General features: G+C 39.5%; 14 protein-coding genes, 2 tRNA genes, 2 rRNA genes and 2 riboswitches (1 of these 20 cut by a window edge). Of the genes, 3 read left to right on the top strand and 15 right to left on the bottom strand.

The features are described 5' to 3' along the window. The 6 genes from ampS to groES form a co-directional block, all read right to left on the bottom strand. Window positions 1–1,218: the 5' portion of an aminopeptidase AmpS gene (gene ampS / locus KPL75_RS15620; RefSeq protein WP_219916905.1), read on the bottom strand. 288 nt of this gene lie to the left of the window's left edge; only the first 1,218 of its 1,506 coding nucleotides appear in the window; it begins with the start codon at window positions 1,216–1,218; its stop codon lies off the left edge, out of view. After that, complete coding sequence (locus tag KPL75_RS15615) at window positions 1,202–1,903, bottom strand: response regulator transcription factor (RefSeq protein WP_219916904.1); 702 nt, start codon at window positions 1,901–1,903, stop codon at window positions 1,202–1,204. The genes ampS and KPL75_RS15615 overlap by 17 nt, the downstream gene beginning before the upstream one ends. A 144-nt stretch (window positions 1,904–2,047) precedes the next feature. After that, window positions 2,048–3,373, bottom strand: coding sequence for an NCS2 family permease (locus tag KPL75_RS15610; protein ID WP_002151426.1), 1,326 nt, complete (start codon window positions 3,371–3,373; stop codon window positions 2,048–2,050). Window positions 3,374–3,501: 128 nt separating this feature from the next. Next, window positions 3,502–3,603: riboswitch (purine riboswitch) on the bottom strand. Window positions 3,604–3,758: 155 nt separating this feature from the next. Continuing rightward, window positions 3,759–5,297 carry a glutamine-hydrolyzing GMP synthase gene (gene guaA / locus KPL75_RS15605; RefSeq protein ID WP_375141008.1) on the bottom strand — a complete coding sequence of 513 codons (1,539 nt, stop codon included), beginning with the start codon at window positions 5,295–5,297 and terminating at the stop codon, window positions 3,759–3,761. Window positions 5,298–5,462: 165 nt separating this feature from the next. Beyond that, window positions 5,463–5,564: riboswitch (purine riboswitch) on the bottom strand. A 139-nt stretch (window positions 5,565–5,703) separates the two neighbouring features. Then, window positions 5,704–7,338, bottom strand: coding sequence for a chaperonin GroEL (groL, locus tag KPL75_RS15600; RefSeq protein ID WP_219916903.1), 1,635 nt, complete (start codon window positions 7,336–7,338; stop codon window positions 5,704–5,706). A gap of 37 nt (window positions 7,339–7,375) precedes the next feature. Then, on the bottom strand, window positions 7,376–7,660 hold the full coding sequence (groES, locus tag KPL75_RS15595) for a co-chaperone GroES (RefSeq protein ID WP_002009985.1): 285 nt from the start codon (window positions 7,658–7,660) through the stop codon (window positions 7,376–7,378). A 401-nt stretch (window positions 7,661–8,061) separates the two neighbouring features. Here groES and KPL75_RS15590 point away from each other — a divergent pair, with 401 nt between their 5' ends. Next, window positions 8,062–8,811, top strand: coding sequence for a CPBP family intramembrane glutamic endopeptidase (locus KPL75_RS15590; RefSeq protein WP_219916902.1), 750 nt, complete (start codon window positions 8,062–8,064; stop codon window positions 8,809–8,811). Further along, window positions 8,808–8,999, top strand: coding sequence for a YdiK family protein (locus KPL75_RS15585; RefSeq protein ID WP_001246201.1), 192 nt, complete (start codon window positions 8,808–8,810; stop codon window positions 8,997–8,999). Before KPL75_RS15590 ends, KPL75_RS15585 begins: the two co-directional genes overlap by 4 nt. 29 nt (window positions 9,000–9,028) lie before the next feature. On the opposite strand, the gene KPL75_RS15580 is transcribed toward KPL75_RS15585, so the two are convergent. Next, window positions 9,029–9,658 (bottom strand): redox-sensing transcriptional repressor Rex, encoded by a 630-nt coding sequence (locus KPL75_RS15580; RefSeq protein ID WP_219916901.1) that lies wholly within the window; start codon window positions 9,656–9,658, stop codon window positions 9,029–9,031. A 187-nt stretch (window positions 9,659–9,845) separates the two neighbouring features. Here KPL75_RS15580 and KPL75_RS15575 point away from each other — a divergent pair, with 187 nt between their 5' ends. Next, the gene (locus KPL75_RS15575; RefSeq protein ID WP_219916900.1) at window positions 9,846–11,780 is read left to right on the top strand and encodes an ABC-F family ATP-binding cassette domain-containing protein; all 1,935 of its coding nucleotides are present in this window, start codon (window positions 9,846–9,848) and stop codon (window positions 11,778–11,780) included. A 414-nt stretch (window positions 11,781–12,194) separates the two neighbouring features. Here KPL75_RS15575 and tsaD read toward each other — a convergent pair whose 3' ends face one another. The 8 genes from tsaD to KPL75_RS15535 all read right to left on the bottom strand — a co-directional run bounded on the left by tsaD (window position 12,195) and on the right by KPL75_RS15535 (window position 18,244). Continuing rightward, window positions 12,195–13,211 carry a tRNA (adenosine(37)-N6)-threonylcarbamoyltransferase complex transferase subunit TsaD gene (gene tsaD, locus KPL75_RS15570; protein ID WP_219916899.1) on the bottom strand — a complete coding sequence of 339 codons (1,017 nt, stop codon included), beginning with the start codon at window positions 13,209–13,211 and terminating at the stop codon, window positions 12,195–12,197. After that, window positions 13,211–13,654, bottom strand: coding sequence for a ribosomal protein S18-alanine N-acetyltransferase (gene rimI / locus KPL75_RS15565; RefSeq protein WP_219916898.1), 444 nt, complete (start codon window positions 13,652–13,654; stop codon window positions 13,211–13,213). The genes tsaD and rimI overlap by 1 nt, the downstream gene beginning before the upstream one ends. Window positions 13,655–13,667: 13 nt before the next feature. Beyond that, on the bottom strand, window positions 13,668–14,360 hold the full coding sequence (tsaB, locus tag KPL75_RS15560) for a tRNA (adenosine(37)-N6)-threonylcarbamoyltransferase complex dimerization subunit type 1 TsaB (protein ID WP_219916897.1): 693 nt from the start codon (window positions 14,358–14,360) through the stop codon (window positions 13,668–13,670). After that, a complete protein-coding gene (gene tsaE, locus KPL75_RS15555) occupies window positions 14,341–14,814 on the bottom strand; it encodes a tRNA (adenosine(37)-N6)-threonylcarbamoyltransferase complex ATPase subunit type 1 TsaE (protein ID WP_219916896.1) in 474 nt (157 codons plus the stop codon). Before tsaE ends, tsaB begins: the two co-directional genes overlap by 20 nt. A gap of 174 nt (window positions 14,815–14,988) precedes the next feature. Then, window positions 14,989–15,064: transfer RNA gene (locus KPL75_RS15550), tRNA-Asp, on the bottom strand. 3 nt (window positions 15,065–15,067) lie between these two features. Further along, window positions 15,068–15,144, bottom strand: a tRNA-Met gene (locus tag KPL75_RS15545). A gap of 12 nt (window positions 15,145–15,156) precedes the next feature. Further along, window positions 15,157–15,272: ribosomal RNA gene (rrf, locus tag KPL75_RS15540) — 5S ribosomal RNA — on the bottom strand. Between the two features lie 50 nt (window positions 15,273–15,322). Next, window positions 15,323–18,244, bottom strand: a 23S ribosomal RNA gene (locus tag KPL75_RS15535). Between the last annotated feature and the right edge of the window lie 26 nt (window positions 18,245–18,270).

Genomic DNA, 18,270 nt, shown 5'->3' with positions numbered 1-18,270 from the left:
AATCGCATTCATTAGTAAATTATCAAATACACGAACCACCTTCTCCGAATCAATCGATGCATATGCACGTTCCTCAGGAAATCTCTTAACAAACGCAAGTCCATGCTCTTCCGCCTGTGGTACTAACTCTTCTATTAATTGCTCAAGTAACTCATTTATACATACTTCTTGTTTTTCTAATACAACTTGCTCATTTGTTAACTTCGTATACTCAAATAAATCTTCTATTAAATTCTTTAACTGCTCCGACTTTGCAAAAGCAATTCTTGTATATTCATCATGTTGTTCTTTATTTTCATATTTAGAATCTCGAAGTAATCTCAAGTAACCCATAATAGAAGTAAGTGGTGTACGTAAATCATGAGATACATTCGTAATAAGCTCGTTTTTCTGCTTTTCTAATTTACGCTCTTTTTCTATATTATTCATAAGCTCTTCTGCCATATTGTTAATATTCTCAGTTAAAGCTGCAATCTCATCTTCACCCTTTTTCTCAATACGGTACGCTAAGTTTCCTTTTTCTATTTCCTTTACACCTGCTGCCATCGCTTCAATTTGCTTCATCTTTCTTTTTGTTATATAGAAGAAAGAGAAAATGAACACAAGTACACCTATGAAAAACGGAAACGGTCCTTCTTGCGTATTATAGATTACTACACCATCCGGAATTCCACTAACGAACATATATAAATTCTTATCTTCTATTGTAATAGGTGAAAAAGCTATAAATTCTTTTCTCGTATTTTCAAATATATCTTGACCATTTGAATAGTTGATCGCAAATGATGCTGCATTACGAATTGTATTGTGCAAATCGATTTGCTCTTCTTGCGCCTGCTTTGTTTTATATAAAACTTTACCACTTTCATCAGTAACCAGTATTTTTAAAGCTCTATTTCCTCGCTCTAAATTTTGATTCTCCGTTTCAATCATATTGGATATAGCTTCTAATTTATTTTCATGAACCGAACTATTTGCTGCTCTTTGAGCTTGATAATTAATTTGTTGCATACCAGACCGATAATCGACAGTCGCTTGACGATTCGCATTCTCAAAAAATGGTGCAGCTCCCTTTGCAAAAAAGACTCCTAATAACGCACAAGCAGCAAAAGTAGTAATCAATTGAATTCTTATACTCTTTCGTACACTCTTTACTAATTTCTCAATTAATTGTCTTATTTTCCTTACATAAGTAAACGGATTAAATATCTTTTTCAACCTTATACCCCACTCCCCATACTGTTTTTATATATCTAGGCTTCCTTGGATTCTCCTCAATCTTTTCACGCACTTTCCGAATATGAACCATTACCGTGTTATCCGACTGGAAGGATCTTTCGTTCCAAACCTTTTCATAAATTTGTTCCGCACTAAAGACCATCCCCGGATTACGAACTAGTAATTCTAAAATTGAAAATTCCCTCGGGGTCAGTTTCACTTCTTCTCCATCCACAATGACTGTATGAGTGGAGATGTTTATTTTCATCTCTCCAATTTCTAACTCGTCCTCATTTTGAATCGCAAAACCATTCATCTTCATATAACGACGTAACTGAGATTTAATTCTTGCGATTAGCTCTAACGGGTTAAATGGTTTCGTTACGTAATCATCTGCACCTGTAGTTAATCCTAAAATTTTGTCCATATCTTGCGTTTTCGCAGAAAGCATAATAATCGGCATTTCTTTCGATTCTCTTACTTTCATACACATGTGAATACCATCTACTTTCGGCATCATAATATCTAATACGACTAGATGTACTTCATTTTCTTCTAGTAAACGTAACCCTTCTTCTCCGTCCCCTGCTTGCAGTACTTTATATCCTTCATTCTTTAAATATATTGTAATAAGGTGCCTAATTTCTTTTTCATCATCTACGACAAGTATTGTTTCTCCAGCCACAATATCTCCCCCATCATTTTTAATCCCTAACTTCTATTATAAGAAAATTTCTGAAGAAAAACGCTCGGAAATCCTTAAGATTTTCTGAAGACGCAAAAAAAGGTCTAGACTCCCCTTAAGTCTAGACCTTTCAAAAAACCCCTTTTATTTACGAACGTAGATGAAATATAGTACAAATAAAACTCCCATAACATACATAATTGGATGAATCTCTTTACGACGGCCACTCACAACCATTGTAATTGGATAGAAGATAAATCCGATTGCAATTCCTGTTGCGATACTATACGTAAGTGGCATTGAAATGATAGTAAAGAATGCTGGTACTGCAATCTCGAATTTCTTCCAATCAATTTCTCCTAAAGATGAAACCATCAAGATTCCTACAATAATTAATGCTGGCGCTGTTACAGCTGGTGTCACAACACTTAATAGCGGCGAGAAGAATAGTGCCAGTAAGAAGAACCCTGCTGTTACAACTGCTGTAAATCCAGAACGTCCACCCGCTGCTACCCCTGCAGAAGATTCAATATAAGACGTTGTTGTCGACGTACCTAAGATCGCACCGATTACAGTTGCAATCGCATCTGCAAATAGTGCTTTTCCTGCACGTGGTAATTTATTGTTCTTCATTAATCCCGCTTGATTCGCAACCGCCACGAGCGTACCTGCTGTATCAAAGAAATCGATAAAGAAGAACGTTATAATAACAATACCCATTTCAACAGTAAAAATGTCTCCAAAGTGAGTTAACGCTACCCCGAACGTTGGTTCTAGACTCGGTATTGCTCCCACTACAGCTTTCGGTGTATCAATTAATCCAGTCGCTACTCCTAAGATCGCCGTAAGAATCATGCCGTAGAAAACTGCACCATTTATTTTTTTAATCATGAAAATGATTGTAGTAACAACTCCGAAGATTGCTAGTAACGTTGTGCCCTTTGTTAAGTCCCCCAACCCAACAAGAACAGCATCATTCTTTACGATAATTCCAGCGTTTTGGAATCCAAGGAAGGCAATGAATAATCCAATACCCGCCGCTACTGCAAACTTTAACTCTACTGGAATTGCATTAATGATTTTTTCACGAATACCTGAAGCAGTAAGAATAATAAAGATAATACCTGACATTAATGTTCCAGCAATCGCCGTTTGCCACGGAATTCCCATCGTTAACACCGCTGTATAAGCAAAGAACGCGTTTATTCCCATACCTGGCGCTAAAGCAATCGGATACTTCGCAAATATCCCCATAATTAACGAACCAATCGCCGCTGCTAATGCTGTAGCAACGAATACTGCACCTGGATCCATTCCTGTACCTGCTGGTAACCCTTTAACATTTCCAAGCGACAGCGTAGCAGGATTGACAAATAGTACGTAAGCCATAGATAGAAATGTCGTTAACCCTGCTATGAACTCAGTCTTATAATTCGTACCGAGCTCATCAAACTGAAAATAGCGTTTCATCCTACGTTTCCCCCGTTATATGATTACTCGCCGTATTTCACCCTAGCCCTCTTTTATCTATAAAAATAAAAAAGGCTCCCATTGCATATACATGGAAGCGTTCTATAAATAAAGACAAGTTTCCCCTCATCTTTATACAAACGCCTCGTAGTCAAGCCATTTACGGTAGCTAGGTAGAAACTTTCGGGCCATATCCCCGATATTATACGACGGCATAATATTCACTTTTCGTTTGAATTACATACTCATATTAACTCGAGGAGGTGGTTTTGTCAATTTAAAAACGAACATTTTTATAAACTTTTGTATTTTCGTTCGTATTAAGGACGAAAACAAAAAGATCCATCTATACATGAACGATAGATGGATCTTTTTTATTACAATACTATTCCCACTCAATAGTTGCTGGTGGCTTACTCGTTATATCATACACGATACGGTTAACGTGTTTTACTTCGTTTACGATACGTACAGAGATTTTCTCTAATACGTCCCAAGGGATACGTGCCCAGTCAGCTGTCATACCGTCGATAGATGTTACTGCACGAATACCTACTGTGTAATCGTAAGTACGCTCGTCACCCATAACACCTACACTACGCATACCAGGTAGCGCAGTGAAGTATTGCCAAACTTCACGGTCTAATCCTGCTTTTATAATTTCTTCACGTAAAATCGCATCAGATTCACGAACGATTTCTAATTTCTCTTCTGTAATTTCACCTAATACACGAATACCAAGTCCTGGACCTGGGAACGGTTGACGCCATACGATTTCATCAGGAATTCCTAGTTCTGATCCTAATACACGTACTTCATCTTTAAATAAAGTGTTTAAAGGCTCAATTAATTTGAACTGCATGTCTTCAGGAAGTCCACCAACATTATGGTGAGATTTAATTGTTTGTGCAGTTGCTGTACCACTTTCAACGATGTCCGTGTAAAGTGTACCTTGCGCTAGGAAGTCCATTCCTTGTAATTTAGAAGCTTCATCATCAAATACGTAAATGAATTCATTACCGATGATTTTACGTTTTTGTTCTGGATCTTCTACACCTTTTAACTTGTTCATGAAGCGCTCTTGTGCATCCACTTTAATAACGTTCATATGGAAGCCTTCGCTAAATGTTTTCATAACACCTTCTGCTTCATCTTTACGAAGTAAACCGTGGTCCACGAAAATACATGTTAATTGGTCACCGATCGCTTTATGAATTAATACTGCTACAACGGAAGAGTCTACACCGCCACTAAGTGCGCATAATACTTTTTTGTCTCCAACAGTTTCACGGATTTTCTCTAATTCTACTTCGATAAAGTTCTCCATGTTCCATCCTTCAGAACAACCACATACGCCGAATACGAAGTTTTTAATTAAATCGTTACCGTGCTCAGAGTGACGTACTTCTGGGTGGAATTGTACACCGTATAAGTTTTTGTCTTCATTGCTCATACCAGCAATTGGACAAGACTCACTTGTTGCGTCTACTACGAATCCTTCAGGTAAACCAGTTACTAAGTCACCATGGCTCATCCATACAACTTGCTCTTCTGGAAGGTTCGCATATAATTCTGATTCGTTCTCTACTTTAAGAACAGCTTTTCCGTACTCACGGTGGTTTGCACGTTCTACTTTACCACCGAACTGTTGTGTCATAAGTTGCATACCGTAACAAATACCGAAAATCGGCAATCCTAGTTCAAAGATTTTTTCATCACAATGTAATGCACCTTCACCGTATACACTATTTGGTCCACCAGAGAAGATAATCCCTTTCGGATTCATCGCTTTAATTTCTTCTGCAGTAATTGTATGTGGATGAAGTTCACTGTATACACCGAACTCACGAATTCGACGTGCTATCAACTGATTGTACTGACTCCCAAAATCTAAAACGATAATTGTATCATGCTGTTTCTTCAAAATAATCACCCCAACGTTAGTTCTCGTATATAAATATTTTCACCAATTTGGCGAAAAGCATTACCAATATAATAAAAAAAGCCAGTCCTCCGCCTCTAGTCTCATAACAAAGAAAAGGCAGGGGTCTGGCTTTATAAAGAAAGATAGTCTTCCGCTCTTTATAAATATAAGACGCACTGCCTTCATAGTCAGGTTGTTTACGGTAACCCGGTAGAGACTCTCAAACCATATCATCGAGGATATATGAAGGATTGTTTTATATTATCTTCCTAGATTCTAACAATGAAGTATCAGTATGGTCAAGAGAGAAAGCGACAAAATTCTACAGAAATTATTTTCCCGCTCTCAAAAACACAAAAAAACATCCACTTCTATATAGAAGTGGATGTTTTTCGAGCGAACGGAATTACATCATTCCGCCCATACCGCCCATGCCCATGCCGCCCACGTCAGGCATTGCTGGTGCATTTGGTTCTGGCTTGTCAGCTACTACAGCTTCAGTTGTTAAGAACATAGCTGCAACAGATGCTGCGTTTTGAAGTGCAGAACGAGTTACTTTAGCTGGGTCTACGATACCAGTTTCAAGCATGTTAACCCATTCGCCAGTAGCTGCGTTGAAACCAACGCCTACTTTTTCGCCTTTTAGACGCTCTACAACTACAGATCCTTCTAGACCAGCGTTGATTGCGATTTGACGAACTGGCTCTTCTAGTGCGCGAAGTACGATGTTGATACCTGTTGCTTCGTCGCCTTCAGCTACGATAGAAGCTACTTTCGTGTATACGTTCATAAGTGAAGTACCACCACCCGCAACGATACCTTCTTCTACTGCTGCACGAGTTGAGTTAAGTGCATCTTCAATGCGAAGTTTGCGCTCTTTTAACTCAGTTTCAGTTGCTGCACCTACTTTAATTACTGCTACACCGCCTGCTAGTTTAGCAAGACGCTCTTGTAATTTTTCACGATCGAATTCAGAAGTTGTTTCTTCTAATTGCGCACGGATTTGACCGATGCGAGCTTCGATTTGTTGTGTGTTTCCAATACCTTCAACTACAGTTGTGTTTTCTTTCGTTACAACGATTTTACCAGCGCGTCCTAAAGATTCAACTGTAGCAGATTTTAAGTCACGTCCTAATTCTTCAGTGATTACTTCGCCACCAGTTAAGATTGCGATATCTTCTAGCATTGCTTTACGACGGTCACCAAATCCAGGAGCTTTAACAGCTACTACATTGAATGTACCACGAAGTTTGTTCACTACTAATGTAGCTAACGCTTCGCCTTCTACATCTTCAGCAATGATAAGAAGTGGTTTACCTTGTTGTACCACTTGCTCTAATACTGGTAAGATTTCTTGAATGTTAGAAATCTTCTTGTCAGTAATTAAGATATATGGGTTATCAAGAACCGCTTCCATTTTGTCAGAATCAGTAATCATATAAGGAGATGCATATCCACGATCAAATTGCATACCTTCTACTACGTCTAATTCTGTTGTGAATCCTTTAGATTCTTCTAAAGTAATAACGCCGTCGTTACCAACGCGCTCCATTGCTTCAGCGATTAATTGACCTACTTCTTCATCAGCCGAAGAAATAGCAGCTACTTGTGCGATAGAAGATTTACCTTCGATTGGTTTAGAAATCACTTTTAATTCTTCAATTGCAGCAGTAACAGCTTTTTCGATACCTTTACGAAGACCCATTGGGTTTGCACCAGCTGTTACGTTTTTAAGACCTTCACGAATCATAGCTTGCGCCAATACAGTTGCAGTTGTCGTTCCATCACCAGCAACATCGTTTGTTTTGCTAGCAACTTCTGCTACTAATTTCGCACCCATGTTTTCGAATGCATCTTCTAATTCGATTTCTTTTGCGATTGTTACACCGTCATTTGTAATAAGTGGTGAACCGAATTTTTTCTCAAGTACAACGTTACGACCTTTTGGCCCAAGCGTTACTTTTACTGCGTTTGCAAGAGTGTCGACACCGCGAAGCATCGAACGACGTGCTTCTTCACTAAATTTAATATCTTTTGCCATAATAATTGACCCCCTTGAATTTTTAAAATGTATATAATTAACCGATAATTGCTAAAATGTCACTTTCACGTAAAATCAAGTAGTCTGTACCTTCGTATTTCACTTCAGTACCTGCATATTTTGAGAAGATGATAAGATCACCTGCTGCTACCTCTAAAGCAACACGCTCACCATTTTCAAGCACTCGGCCAGTACCTACTGCAATAACTTTACCCTCTTGTGGTTTTTCTTTTGCAGTTTCTGGTAATACAATACCACTTGCTGTTTTTTCTTCTGCTTGAACAAGTTCAATTACAACGCGATCACCTAATGGCTTTAGCATGAACAATAACCTCCTCATTTTGTTATGTAAATTTTATTTATTAGCACTCAAGTCACACGAGTGCTAACACACTTCTAATAATAAATAATCTCAATTTCTTTTGCAAGTAAAAAAATCATAATTTTTTCGCAAATTACTATATATACTTTTCTATATAGAATCCTTCTTCCACTACCTTTACTATATGAATCGTTGTTTCCACCACTCGTATGTTACAATATGAAAGACACCCTAAGTTGTTTTCGCTAAACACACAACTTTTTCCTGTCTTCTATTTTAATTTCAAATAAAGATTTACAAAAGAATCATAATTCGAATGAAAGTTTATATGATAGGTAGCATATTTACATGTTATCCTACTTTATCTCATACACTAGAGTTAGAAAGGATGGTTAAACCATTTGAAGAAACAATATTGGTGGGTTATCGTTACATACATTTTAATGCAGTTATCAGGCATTGCCGGGTTACCACTTCTCCTGAAAACTGGACTATACGATAATAGGGGATTTACTAGAGAGGAAAAGATTCAGCTCATAACTGGTCATTGGGCTATCATTAGCTTTTTCATTGCATTATGCGTTGTACTTTGGTTACTCAGAACAGATATTCGTGACAGGCATTTAGATAAAACGCGCTCTACTGTTCCAGCTACAATTGGGTGGATTTTTATTGGTTTCTTCTTAGCACTGTTCTCACAAAGCATTGCCGGTATGATTGAAATGCGTTTATTAGGGATTACACCGGGATCTGAAAATACAGCAAGACTTATGGACATCGCAAGAACGACACCTTGGTTCCTTATCGTCATATCTATAATAGGACCTATTTTGGAAGAAATCGTATTTAGAAAAATTTTATTCGGTACACTTTATAAGAAGTTTAACTTCTTTATTGCCGCTATCATTAGTTCACTTGTATTCGCGGCGATTCATTTTGATTTTACTCACTTATTGGTATACACTTCTATGGGGCTCGTATTCGCCTTTTTATACGTAAAGACGAAACGAATTATAGTTCCTATTGCAGCTCATGTTGCAATGAATACATTAGTTGCAATTGCTCAAGTTTTAGTGAGTAATGAACAAATTCAAGAAATGATTAAAGAAGCTGAAAAAATGCAAGGCTTTATCGGAGGATTTTTAGTATGAGAAACTCACCATTGTTCATGGCTGCATTGTACTTTCTTCTTGGATGTATCTTTACACGCTTCGCCATTACGAACGTAACAGATACAATCTGGAATATGTGGACAATACTATTTGCAGTTATGGCAACAATTGATTTTAATTTGGCACTTCGCCTTATATTAGTTAAATTCACAAAGAAAAAACAATAATAAAACGCAGAGGTCATCTCCTCTGCGTTTTATTGTGGATAATTCTTCAAAAAGTAAACAAGCGTTTGTAACTCTACAGCTAAATCAATGTGATGAATTCTTATATTCTCTGACACATTTAAGCGTGCTGGTGTGAAATTTAAAATACCATGTACGTTTGTTTCTGCCAATCTATCTGCCACAGATTGCGCTACTGTAGCGGGTACCGTTAATATTGCCACTTGTATATCAGTTGATAAACGTTCTTCTAATTCATCCAAATGATATACAGGAATTCCTCCGATTTCTGTTCCAACTTTCTCTTCATTAACATCAAACGCCATTTCAATTTTTGTATTATTGTTTTTCGTGAAATTATAATGTAAGAAAGCGGTCCCTAAATTACCTACTCCAATAAGTGCCACACGTGTTATATCATCTTGGTCGAGTGTTTCACGGAAAAATGATAATAAATAATTTACGTTATATCCATATCCTTTTTTTCCTAACGCTCCAAAATATGAAAAATCTCTTCGAATAGTTGCGGAATCAACCTTTACCGCTTCACTCAATTCGGCTGATGAAACACGTTGCTTACCAGAAAGAGATAAGTTTTGGATAAATCGATAGTATAGAGGCAATCGTTTGGCAGTGGCCTGTGGAATTTTTTGCTGATCCATATAACCTCTCCTCTCTTCCTATCTTTATTCGTATACTTGAATCAAATACAAAAGTTTAGCACTCATGAATTTCCTTGTATAATAAAGAGAAGAAGTATTCTCTCTTTATTTTAAACTATACACTATTTTTAGTATGATTGAGAAATATAAACATGGCAAAGTTAAGAAATTATTTGAGGTGAAAACATTGATATTATTACAAGTGAATGGACTTTCGAAATTATACGGTGCAGAAACGATTCTTGCAAACATAAAATTGGAAGTACAAACAAAAGATCGTATCGCATTAGTCGGACGAAATGGAGCCGGAAAATCTACATTATTAAAAATAATGGCTGGCGAGTTATCTCATGATGGTGGTGAAATTATAAAACCGAAAGATGTCTCAATGGGGTATTTAGCTCAAAATACCGGATTAGAAACGTCTTTAACAATTTGGGATGAAATGTTAACCGTCTTTACACACTTGCAGCAGATGGAGACAAAACTTCGAAGGCTAGAGCAAGAGATGGGAAAAGAAGAAAACTTTTCAAATGCGGCTATATACGAGAAATTATTAGCTGATTATGACCAATTACAATTAGATTATAAAGATCAAGGTGGCTATCAGTATGAAGCAGATATACGCTCGATTTTAAGCGGTCTTGGCTTCCCAGTTGAAACACATCAGACGACAATTTCTACATTAAGTGGTGGACAAAAAACGAGATTAGCTCTTGGGAAATTATTATTAACGAAACCAGACTTACTTATTTTAGACGAACCTACAAACCATTTGGATATTGAGACACTAACATGGCTTGAACAATATTTACAAGGCTATCCTGGCGCGATTTTAATCGTTTCCCATGACCGTTATTTCTTAGATAAACTTGTTACACAAGTATACGAAATTTCTAATAAGGAAAGCCGACGATTTGTTGGTAACTACAGTAAATATTTAGACTCAAAATCAGCTCTATACGAGCAAGAGATGAAACGTTATGAAAAACAACAAGATGAAATTTCTAAACTGGAAGACTTTGTGCAAAAAAATATTGCTCGTGCATCTACGACAAAACGTGCTCAAAGTCGCCGTAAACAATTAGACAGAATGGAAGTATTAGCTAGACCATTAGGCGATTCTAAATCAGCTTCCTTCCACTTCGATATTGAAAAACAAAGTGGAAATGATGTTTTACAAGTTAAAGATGCAACTATTGGCTATGATGAAGATCCGATTATTGAACATGTAACTATGCGCTTAACTCGTGGGGATAGTGTTGCTTTAGTTGGACCGAACGGAATTGGGAAATCCACATTGTTAAAATCACTTGTGAATAAGTTACCTCTACTAAATGGTGATGTTTCTTTCGGGTCAAATGTATCTGTTGGTTATTATGATCAAGAGCAAGCTAACTTAACATCTTCTAAGCGAGTTTTAAATGAACTATGGGATGAATATCCCCTGCAACCTGAAAAAGAAATTCGCACTATACTAGGCAACTTTTTATTCACAGGGGATGATGTACTAAAACCAGTATCTTCTCTTAGTGGTGGACAAAAGGCTCGACTAGCTCTTGCAAAACTTATGATGCAAAAATCCAATTTATTAATTCTCGATGAGCCAACAAACCATCTTGATTTAAATAGTAAAGAGATTTTGGAGAATGCTTTAATTGATTACCCAGGTACTCTTCTATTCGTCTCTCATGACCGCTACTTTATTAATCGCGTAACGACAACGGTTGTTGAGTTATCAACAGAAGGTGCGCAAGAGTATTTAGGTGATTACGATTACTATGTGGATAAGAAAAATGAAATGATTGAACGCGCAGCATTTGAACAACAAGAACAGCAAGAAAATCAGGCACCAGTTCAAAAAACTGTAGCTCAAGAAAAATTAAATTATCTCGAAGAAAAAGAGCGTAAACAATTAGAACGTCAACGCACTCGAAAAATTGAAGAACTAGAACAAAACATCGTAAGCTTAGAAGAAGAAATTGCTACGTTAGAGGACCAGCTTTGCTTACCAGAAATATATGCAGATTATGAAAAGGCTAGTGAAATTACAACTAAAAAACAAACACTACAAGAACAGCTTGAAGCTTGTATGGCAGAATGGGAAGAAATGCATATATAAGAGAATTTAAAAGAGGAGGATGTCTCATAAGTCGGGCTTTTTGACGAGATGACCTCCTTTTTATTTTCTAATTCGGAATCAATACCATAATAAATGAAATTATATAAACAATTCGACAAGGATTGACAATAGTAGCACCTTATATAATAAGAGGCGGATGTTTCAAAATGTTTTTTGGACATCTCCTTGTTTTTTTATTTCCCAAAAAAGAATTTCTTCAAAGGTCAGACTTCATCTGCGTTATCCACAACGTTATACACATATCCACCTTTGTAATATAAACTCCCAAATAACTTTTCCACATTATCCACAACTGAACGAAAAGTTATACACATTTTATGCACACAAAAAAACCTATATTATCAACAGATAATATAGGTTTTATCCACAAGCTGTGGTTAATTTTGTGTATAACTATGCTTCAATATCTAATCCTGGGTTTGCATTTAAAGCTAATGTAGCGCGTTTTCCTTGTTCGTATGCAATTGTACCTGCAGCTGCAATCATCGCTGCATTATCTGTGCATAAAGATAGCGGAGGAATAATTAGCTCTATATTTTCTTTTTGTGCAAATTCTACTTCTAAACGTGCACGAAGCCCTTTATTAGCAGCTACTCCACCAGCAAGAAGCACTTGTTTTACATTATAAGCTTCTGCTGCACGAGACGCTTTCGTTACAAGTACATCTATTACACTTTCTTGGAAACTTGCTGCTAAATCTTCTGGTGCAATTTCTATACCGCGTTGTTTTGCGTTATGCACAGTGTTGATAACTGCTGATTTCAATCCACTAAAGCTGAAATCATACGAATCAGGTTCTAACCATGCACGAGGCAAATCAATTGTTGGTTTTCCTTCATGCGCAAGACGATCGATATGAGGACCACCTGGATAAGGCATTGATAATGTACGAGCTACTTTATCGTAAGCTTCTCCTGCAGCATCATCTCGCGTTTCACCAATCACTTCAAATGAACCATGTTCTTTCATATAAACAAGCTCCGTATGCCCACCGGATACAACTAGCGATAGTAACGGGAATTGTACTTCTTTTACTAAACGGTTCGCATAAATATGACCAGCAATATGATGAACACCAACTAGAGGGATATCATGAGCAAAAGCCACAGCTTTCGCTGCATTTACACCTATTAAAAGTGCTCCAACTAAACCTGGTCCTTCTGTTACAGCAATTGCATCAATATCATCAAAAGTGATATTCGCTTCTTTTAAAGCTTCTTCTAACACAACTGTGATTTCTTCTACATGATGACGGGATGCAATCTCTGGTACAACTCCGCCAAAACGCTTATGACTTTCAATTTGTGATGCAACGACATTCGCAATGATTTCCGTTCCATTTTTAACAACCGCTACAGCTGTTTCATCACAGCTTGTTTCAATACCAAGTATAATCGTATTTTTTTCCATTATATATTCACCCACATTACAAGACCATCTTCCTGATTGTCTGCATAGTATCGTTTACGAATCCCACCATTTTGAAATCCGTATTTTCTGTATAACTGCTTTGCTACTTCATTTGACACGCGTACTTCAAGTGTCATTGTTTTTACTCCTAACCCTTTCGCATCGGAAATGACTTCTTTCAATAAGGCATCCCCTAGCTTTTGACCTCTGTATTCTGGCAGGATAGCTATATTTGTTACATGTGATTCATCAAGAATTATCCACAATCCACAATATCCAATTACGAGACCATCTTTTTCTAGCACGACATAATGTGCATGTTCATTCACCTCTAATTCACGGTGAAAGGCATCTGCAGTCCAAGGGGTTGAAAAAGATGCTTCTTCAATAGCTACAATTTGAGCAATATCATTGAGTGCCATCTTTCTAAATATCATATCCATCTTCTGTAGGCCCCTATTGTTTTTGACTTTCTAACCATTTTGTTTCAGCTTCAGCTAAACGAAGATAGCTAGGAACAAACGTATGCACGTCTTGTTCTTCTTTTTGTAATCCTAAAAATGCTAATTCACTTGGTCTTGGGTTATTCTTAGTGAACGGAGCAAATACAGCTTGATCACCTAAATATTCTACAATTGTTTCTTTATGCAATTTAACATCGTTACCAATAAATAAAACAGGCTGTTCTTTATCTTTTAACATTTGCAACCAGTCAACAATAAGAATAATTCGGTCTTCTTCTATTGAAGTTATATGCTCTCCTTCATATGTATATAACCCCGTATAAATTTGACCACGTCGGCCATCAAATAAAGGACAAATTAGTCCATTAAAATTAGTACCATTTGCAGCCACCACTTCTAAACTTGATACACCTACAATTGGTATTTGAAGTGACCAAGCTAATGTTTTTGCAGCTGTCACACCTATACGAACACCTGTATATGATCCTGGTCCAGCTGCTACAACAATTTTAGTCAATTCTTTCGGTTTTACACCGCATTCTTTTAACAGTTTCTCTACAGCTGGCATAAGACGTACAGAATGGTTTTTTGTTAAATTTGTAATGATTTCCCCAATCACGTTCCCTTCCTCAATAAGGGATACACCCATTACGTAATTTGAAGTATCAATTGCTAGTACTTTCATCTTGTAATAGCTCCTCACATAATCTAGTATAGCGATCTCCAATTGGCTCGAGTACAATTTTCCTTGTATCATCTCCAGCATGGAATAAACTAATTTGCAACTTCTCATTCGGTAAATATGCTTCTATTAAATGAGCCCATTCTACTACTGTAATCCCTTCACCATAGAAATACTCATCAAATCCTAAATCTTCTTCACTTTCCGCTAAACGATACACATCCATATGATATAGCGGTAATCTTCCTTTATATTCTTTAATAATATTGAAGGTAGGACTATTTACGACTCTTTTCACTCCAAGACCTTTTGCTAGTCCTTTTGTAAAAGTCGTCTTGCCAGCTCCAAGATCACCTTCTAAAATAATTACATCTTGTACCTTTACAAGTCCCCCTAATTTTTCTGATAATCGCTGGGTTTCTTCGGAAGATTTTGTTGTTATTTCATATTTACTCACAGACTTCACCTACTTTACTCACAAAGTTCTCTGCTCTTTATTATACAGGTTTTAAATATATAAAAAAGTCCTTAGGAGTTTTCCTAAGGATAGTTTGACTGTCTTTATTAGTTTTTTGTTAAAACAAATAAAAAAATACGAAACAACTTGTTTCGTTCTTTTCTTTATATAAAATGGCGGTCCCGACCGGGGTCGAACCGGCGATCTCCTGCGTGACAGGCAGGCATGTTAACCACTACACCACGGGACCATTTGGTTGCGGGGACAGGATTTGAACCTGCGACCTTCGGGTTATGAGCCCGACGAGCTACCGTACTGCTCCACCCCGCGATGATATAAATAGCTTGGCGACGTCCTACTCTCACAGGGACAAGGTCCCAACTACCATCGGCGCTAGAGAGCTTAACTTCCGTGTTCGGTATGGGAACGGGTGTGACCTCTCTGCCATCATCACCAAACTATTGAAGGTATATTCCTTCAAAACTAGATAACATTTGCTTCATATTATATGGTTAAGTCCTCGATCTATTAGTATTCGTCAGCTCCACATGTCACCATGCTTCCACCTCGAACCTATCAACCTGATCATCTTTCAGGGATCTTACTAGCTTACGCTATGGGAAATCTCATCTTGAGGGGGGCTTCATGCTTAGATGCTTTCAGCACTTATCCCTTCCGCACATAGCTACCCAGCTATGCCCTTGGCAGAACAACTGGTACACCAGCGGTGCGTCCATCCCGGTCCTCTCGTACTAAGGACAGCTCCTCTCAAATTTCCTACGCCCACGACGGATAGGGACCGAACTGTCTCACGACGTTCTGAACCCAGCTCGCGTACCGCTTTAATGGGCGAACAGCCCAACCCTTGGGACCGACTACAGCCCCAGGATGCGATGAGCCGACATCGAGGTGCCAAACCTCCCCGTCGATGTGGACTCTTGGGGGAGATAAGCCTGTTATCCCCGGGGTAGCTTTTATCCGTTGAGCGATGGCCCTTCCATGCGGAACCACCGGATCACTAAGCCCGACTTTCGTCCCTGCTCGACTTGTAGGTCTCGCAGTCAAGCTCCCTTATGCCTTTGCACTCTACGAATGATTTCCAACCATTCTGAGGGAACCTTTGGGCGCCTCCGTTACACTTTAGGAGGCGACCGCCCCAGTCAAACTGCCCACCTGACACTGTCTCCCGGGTCGATAAGACCCGTAGGTTAGAATTTCAATACAGTCAGGGCGGTATCCCACCAGCGCCTCCACCGAAGCTAGCGCTCCGGTTTCAATGGCTCCCGCCTATCCTGTACAAACTGTACCAAAATTCAATATCAGGCTACAGTAAAGCTCCACGGGGTCTTTCCGTCCTGTCGCGGGTAACCTGCATCTTCACAGGTACTATAATTTCACCGAGTCTCTGGTTGAGACAGTGCCCAAATCGTTACACCTTTCGTGCGGGTCGGAACTTACCCGACAAGGAATTTCGCTACCTTAGGACCGTTATAGTTACGGCCGCCGTTTACTGGGGCTTCAGTTCAGAGCTTCGCTTACGCTAACCCCTCTCCTTAACCTTCCAGCACCGGGCAGGTGTCAGCCCCTATACTTCGCCTTACGGCTTCGCAGAGACCTGTGTTTTTGCTAAACAGTCGCTTGGGCCTATTCACTGCGGCTTTCCGTTAAGAAAGCACCCCTTCTCCCGAAGTTACGGGGTCATTTTGCCGAGTTCCTTAACCAGAGTTCTCTCGCACACCTTAGGATTCTCTCCTCGCCTACCTGTGTCGGTTTGCGGTACAGGCACCTTTTATCTCGCTAGAAGCTTTTCTTGGCAGCGGGGAATCAAAGACTTCGCTCCATAAGGAGCTTCCCCATCACAGCTCAGCCTTCACGATAAGCGGATTTGCCTACTTATCAGCCTAACTGCTTGGACGTGCACAACCAATCGCACGCTTCTTCTATCCTTCTGCGTCCCTCCATTGCTCAAACGATAAAGAGGTGGTACAGGAATATCAACCTGTTGTCCATCGCCTACGCCTGTCGGCCTCGGCTTAGGTCCTGACTAACCCTGAGCGGACGAGCCTTCCTCAGGAAACCTTAGGCATTCGGTGGACGGGATTCTCACCCGTCTTTCGCTACTCATACCGGCATTCTCACTTCTAAGCGCTCCACCAGTCCTTCCGGTCTGACTTCACTGCACTTAGAACGCTCCCCTACCACTGATACCATTGGTATCAATTCGCAGCTTCGGTGGTGTATTTAGCCCCGGTACATTTTCGGCGCAGAGTCACTCGACTAGTGAGCTATTACGCACTCTTTAAATGGTGGCTGCTTCTGAGCCAACATCCTAGTTGTCTAAGCAACTCCACATCCTTTTCCACTTAATACACACTTTGGGACCTTAGCTGGCGATCTGGGCTGTTTCCCTCTTGACTACGGATCTTATCACTCGCAGTCTGACTCCTAAGGATAAGTCATTGGCATTCGGAGTTTGACTGAATTCGGTAATCCGATGAGGACCCCTAGTTCAATCAGTGCTCTACCTCCAAGACTCTTACACTTAAGGCTAGCCCTAAAGCTATTTCGGGGAGAACCAGCTATCTCCAGGTTCGATTGGAATTTCTCCGCTACCCACACCTCATCCCCGCACTTTTCAACGTGCGTGGGTTCGGGCCTCCATTCAGTGTTACCTGAACTTCACCCTGGACATGGGTAGATCACCTGGTTTCGGGTCTACGACCACGTACTAAACGCCCTATTCAGACTCGCTTTCGCTGCGGCTCCGCCTCTTCAGCTTAACCTCGCACGGGATCGTAACTCGCCGGTTCATTCTACAAAAGGCACGCCATCACCCATTAACGGGCTCTGACTATTTGTAGGCACACGGTTTCAGGATCTCTTTCACTCCCCTTCCGGGGTGCTTTTCACCTTTCCCTCACGGTACTGGTTCACTATCGATCACTAGGGAGTATTTAGCCTTGGGAGATGGTCCTCCCAGATTCCGACGGAATTTCACGTGTTCCGCCGTACTCAGGATACATTCAAGAGAGAACGAAGTTTCGACTACGGGGTTGTTACCCTCTGTGACGGACCTTTCCAGGTCGCTTCGTCTACCTCGTTCCTTTGTAACTCCGTATAGAATGTCCTACAACCCCAAGAGGCAAGCCTCTTGGTTTGGGCTAGATTCCGTTTCGCTCGCCGCTACTCAGGAAATCGCATTTGCTTTCTCTTCCTCCAGGTACTTAGATGTTTCAGTTCCCTGGGTCTGTCTTCCATACCCTATGTATTCAGGTAAGGATACCATACCATTACGTATAGTGGGTTTCCCCATTCGGAAATCTTCGGATCAAAGCTTACTTACAGCTCCCCGAAGCATATCGGCGTTAGTCCCGTCCTTCATCGACTCCTAATGTCAAGGCATCCACCGTGCGCCCTTTCTAACTTAACCAAACTAAAATTAAAAAAATATGAGCT

This window comes from Bacillus sp. NP247 (assembly GCF_018966865.1).
GTDB lineage: Bacteria > Bacillota > Bacilli > Bacillales > Bacillaceae_G > Bacillus_A.
The sequence above is the reverse complement of the archived record's forward strand: the minus strand, read 5'-3'. Positions and strand labels throughout refer to the sequence as shown.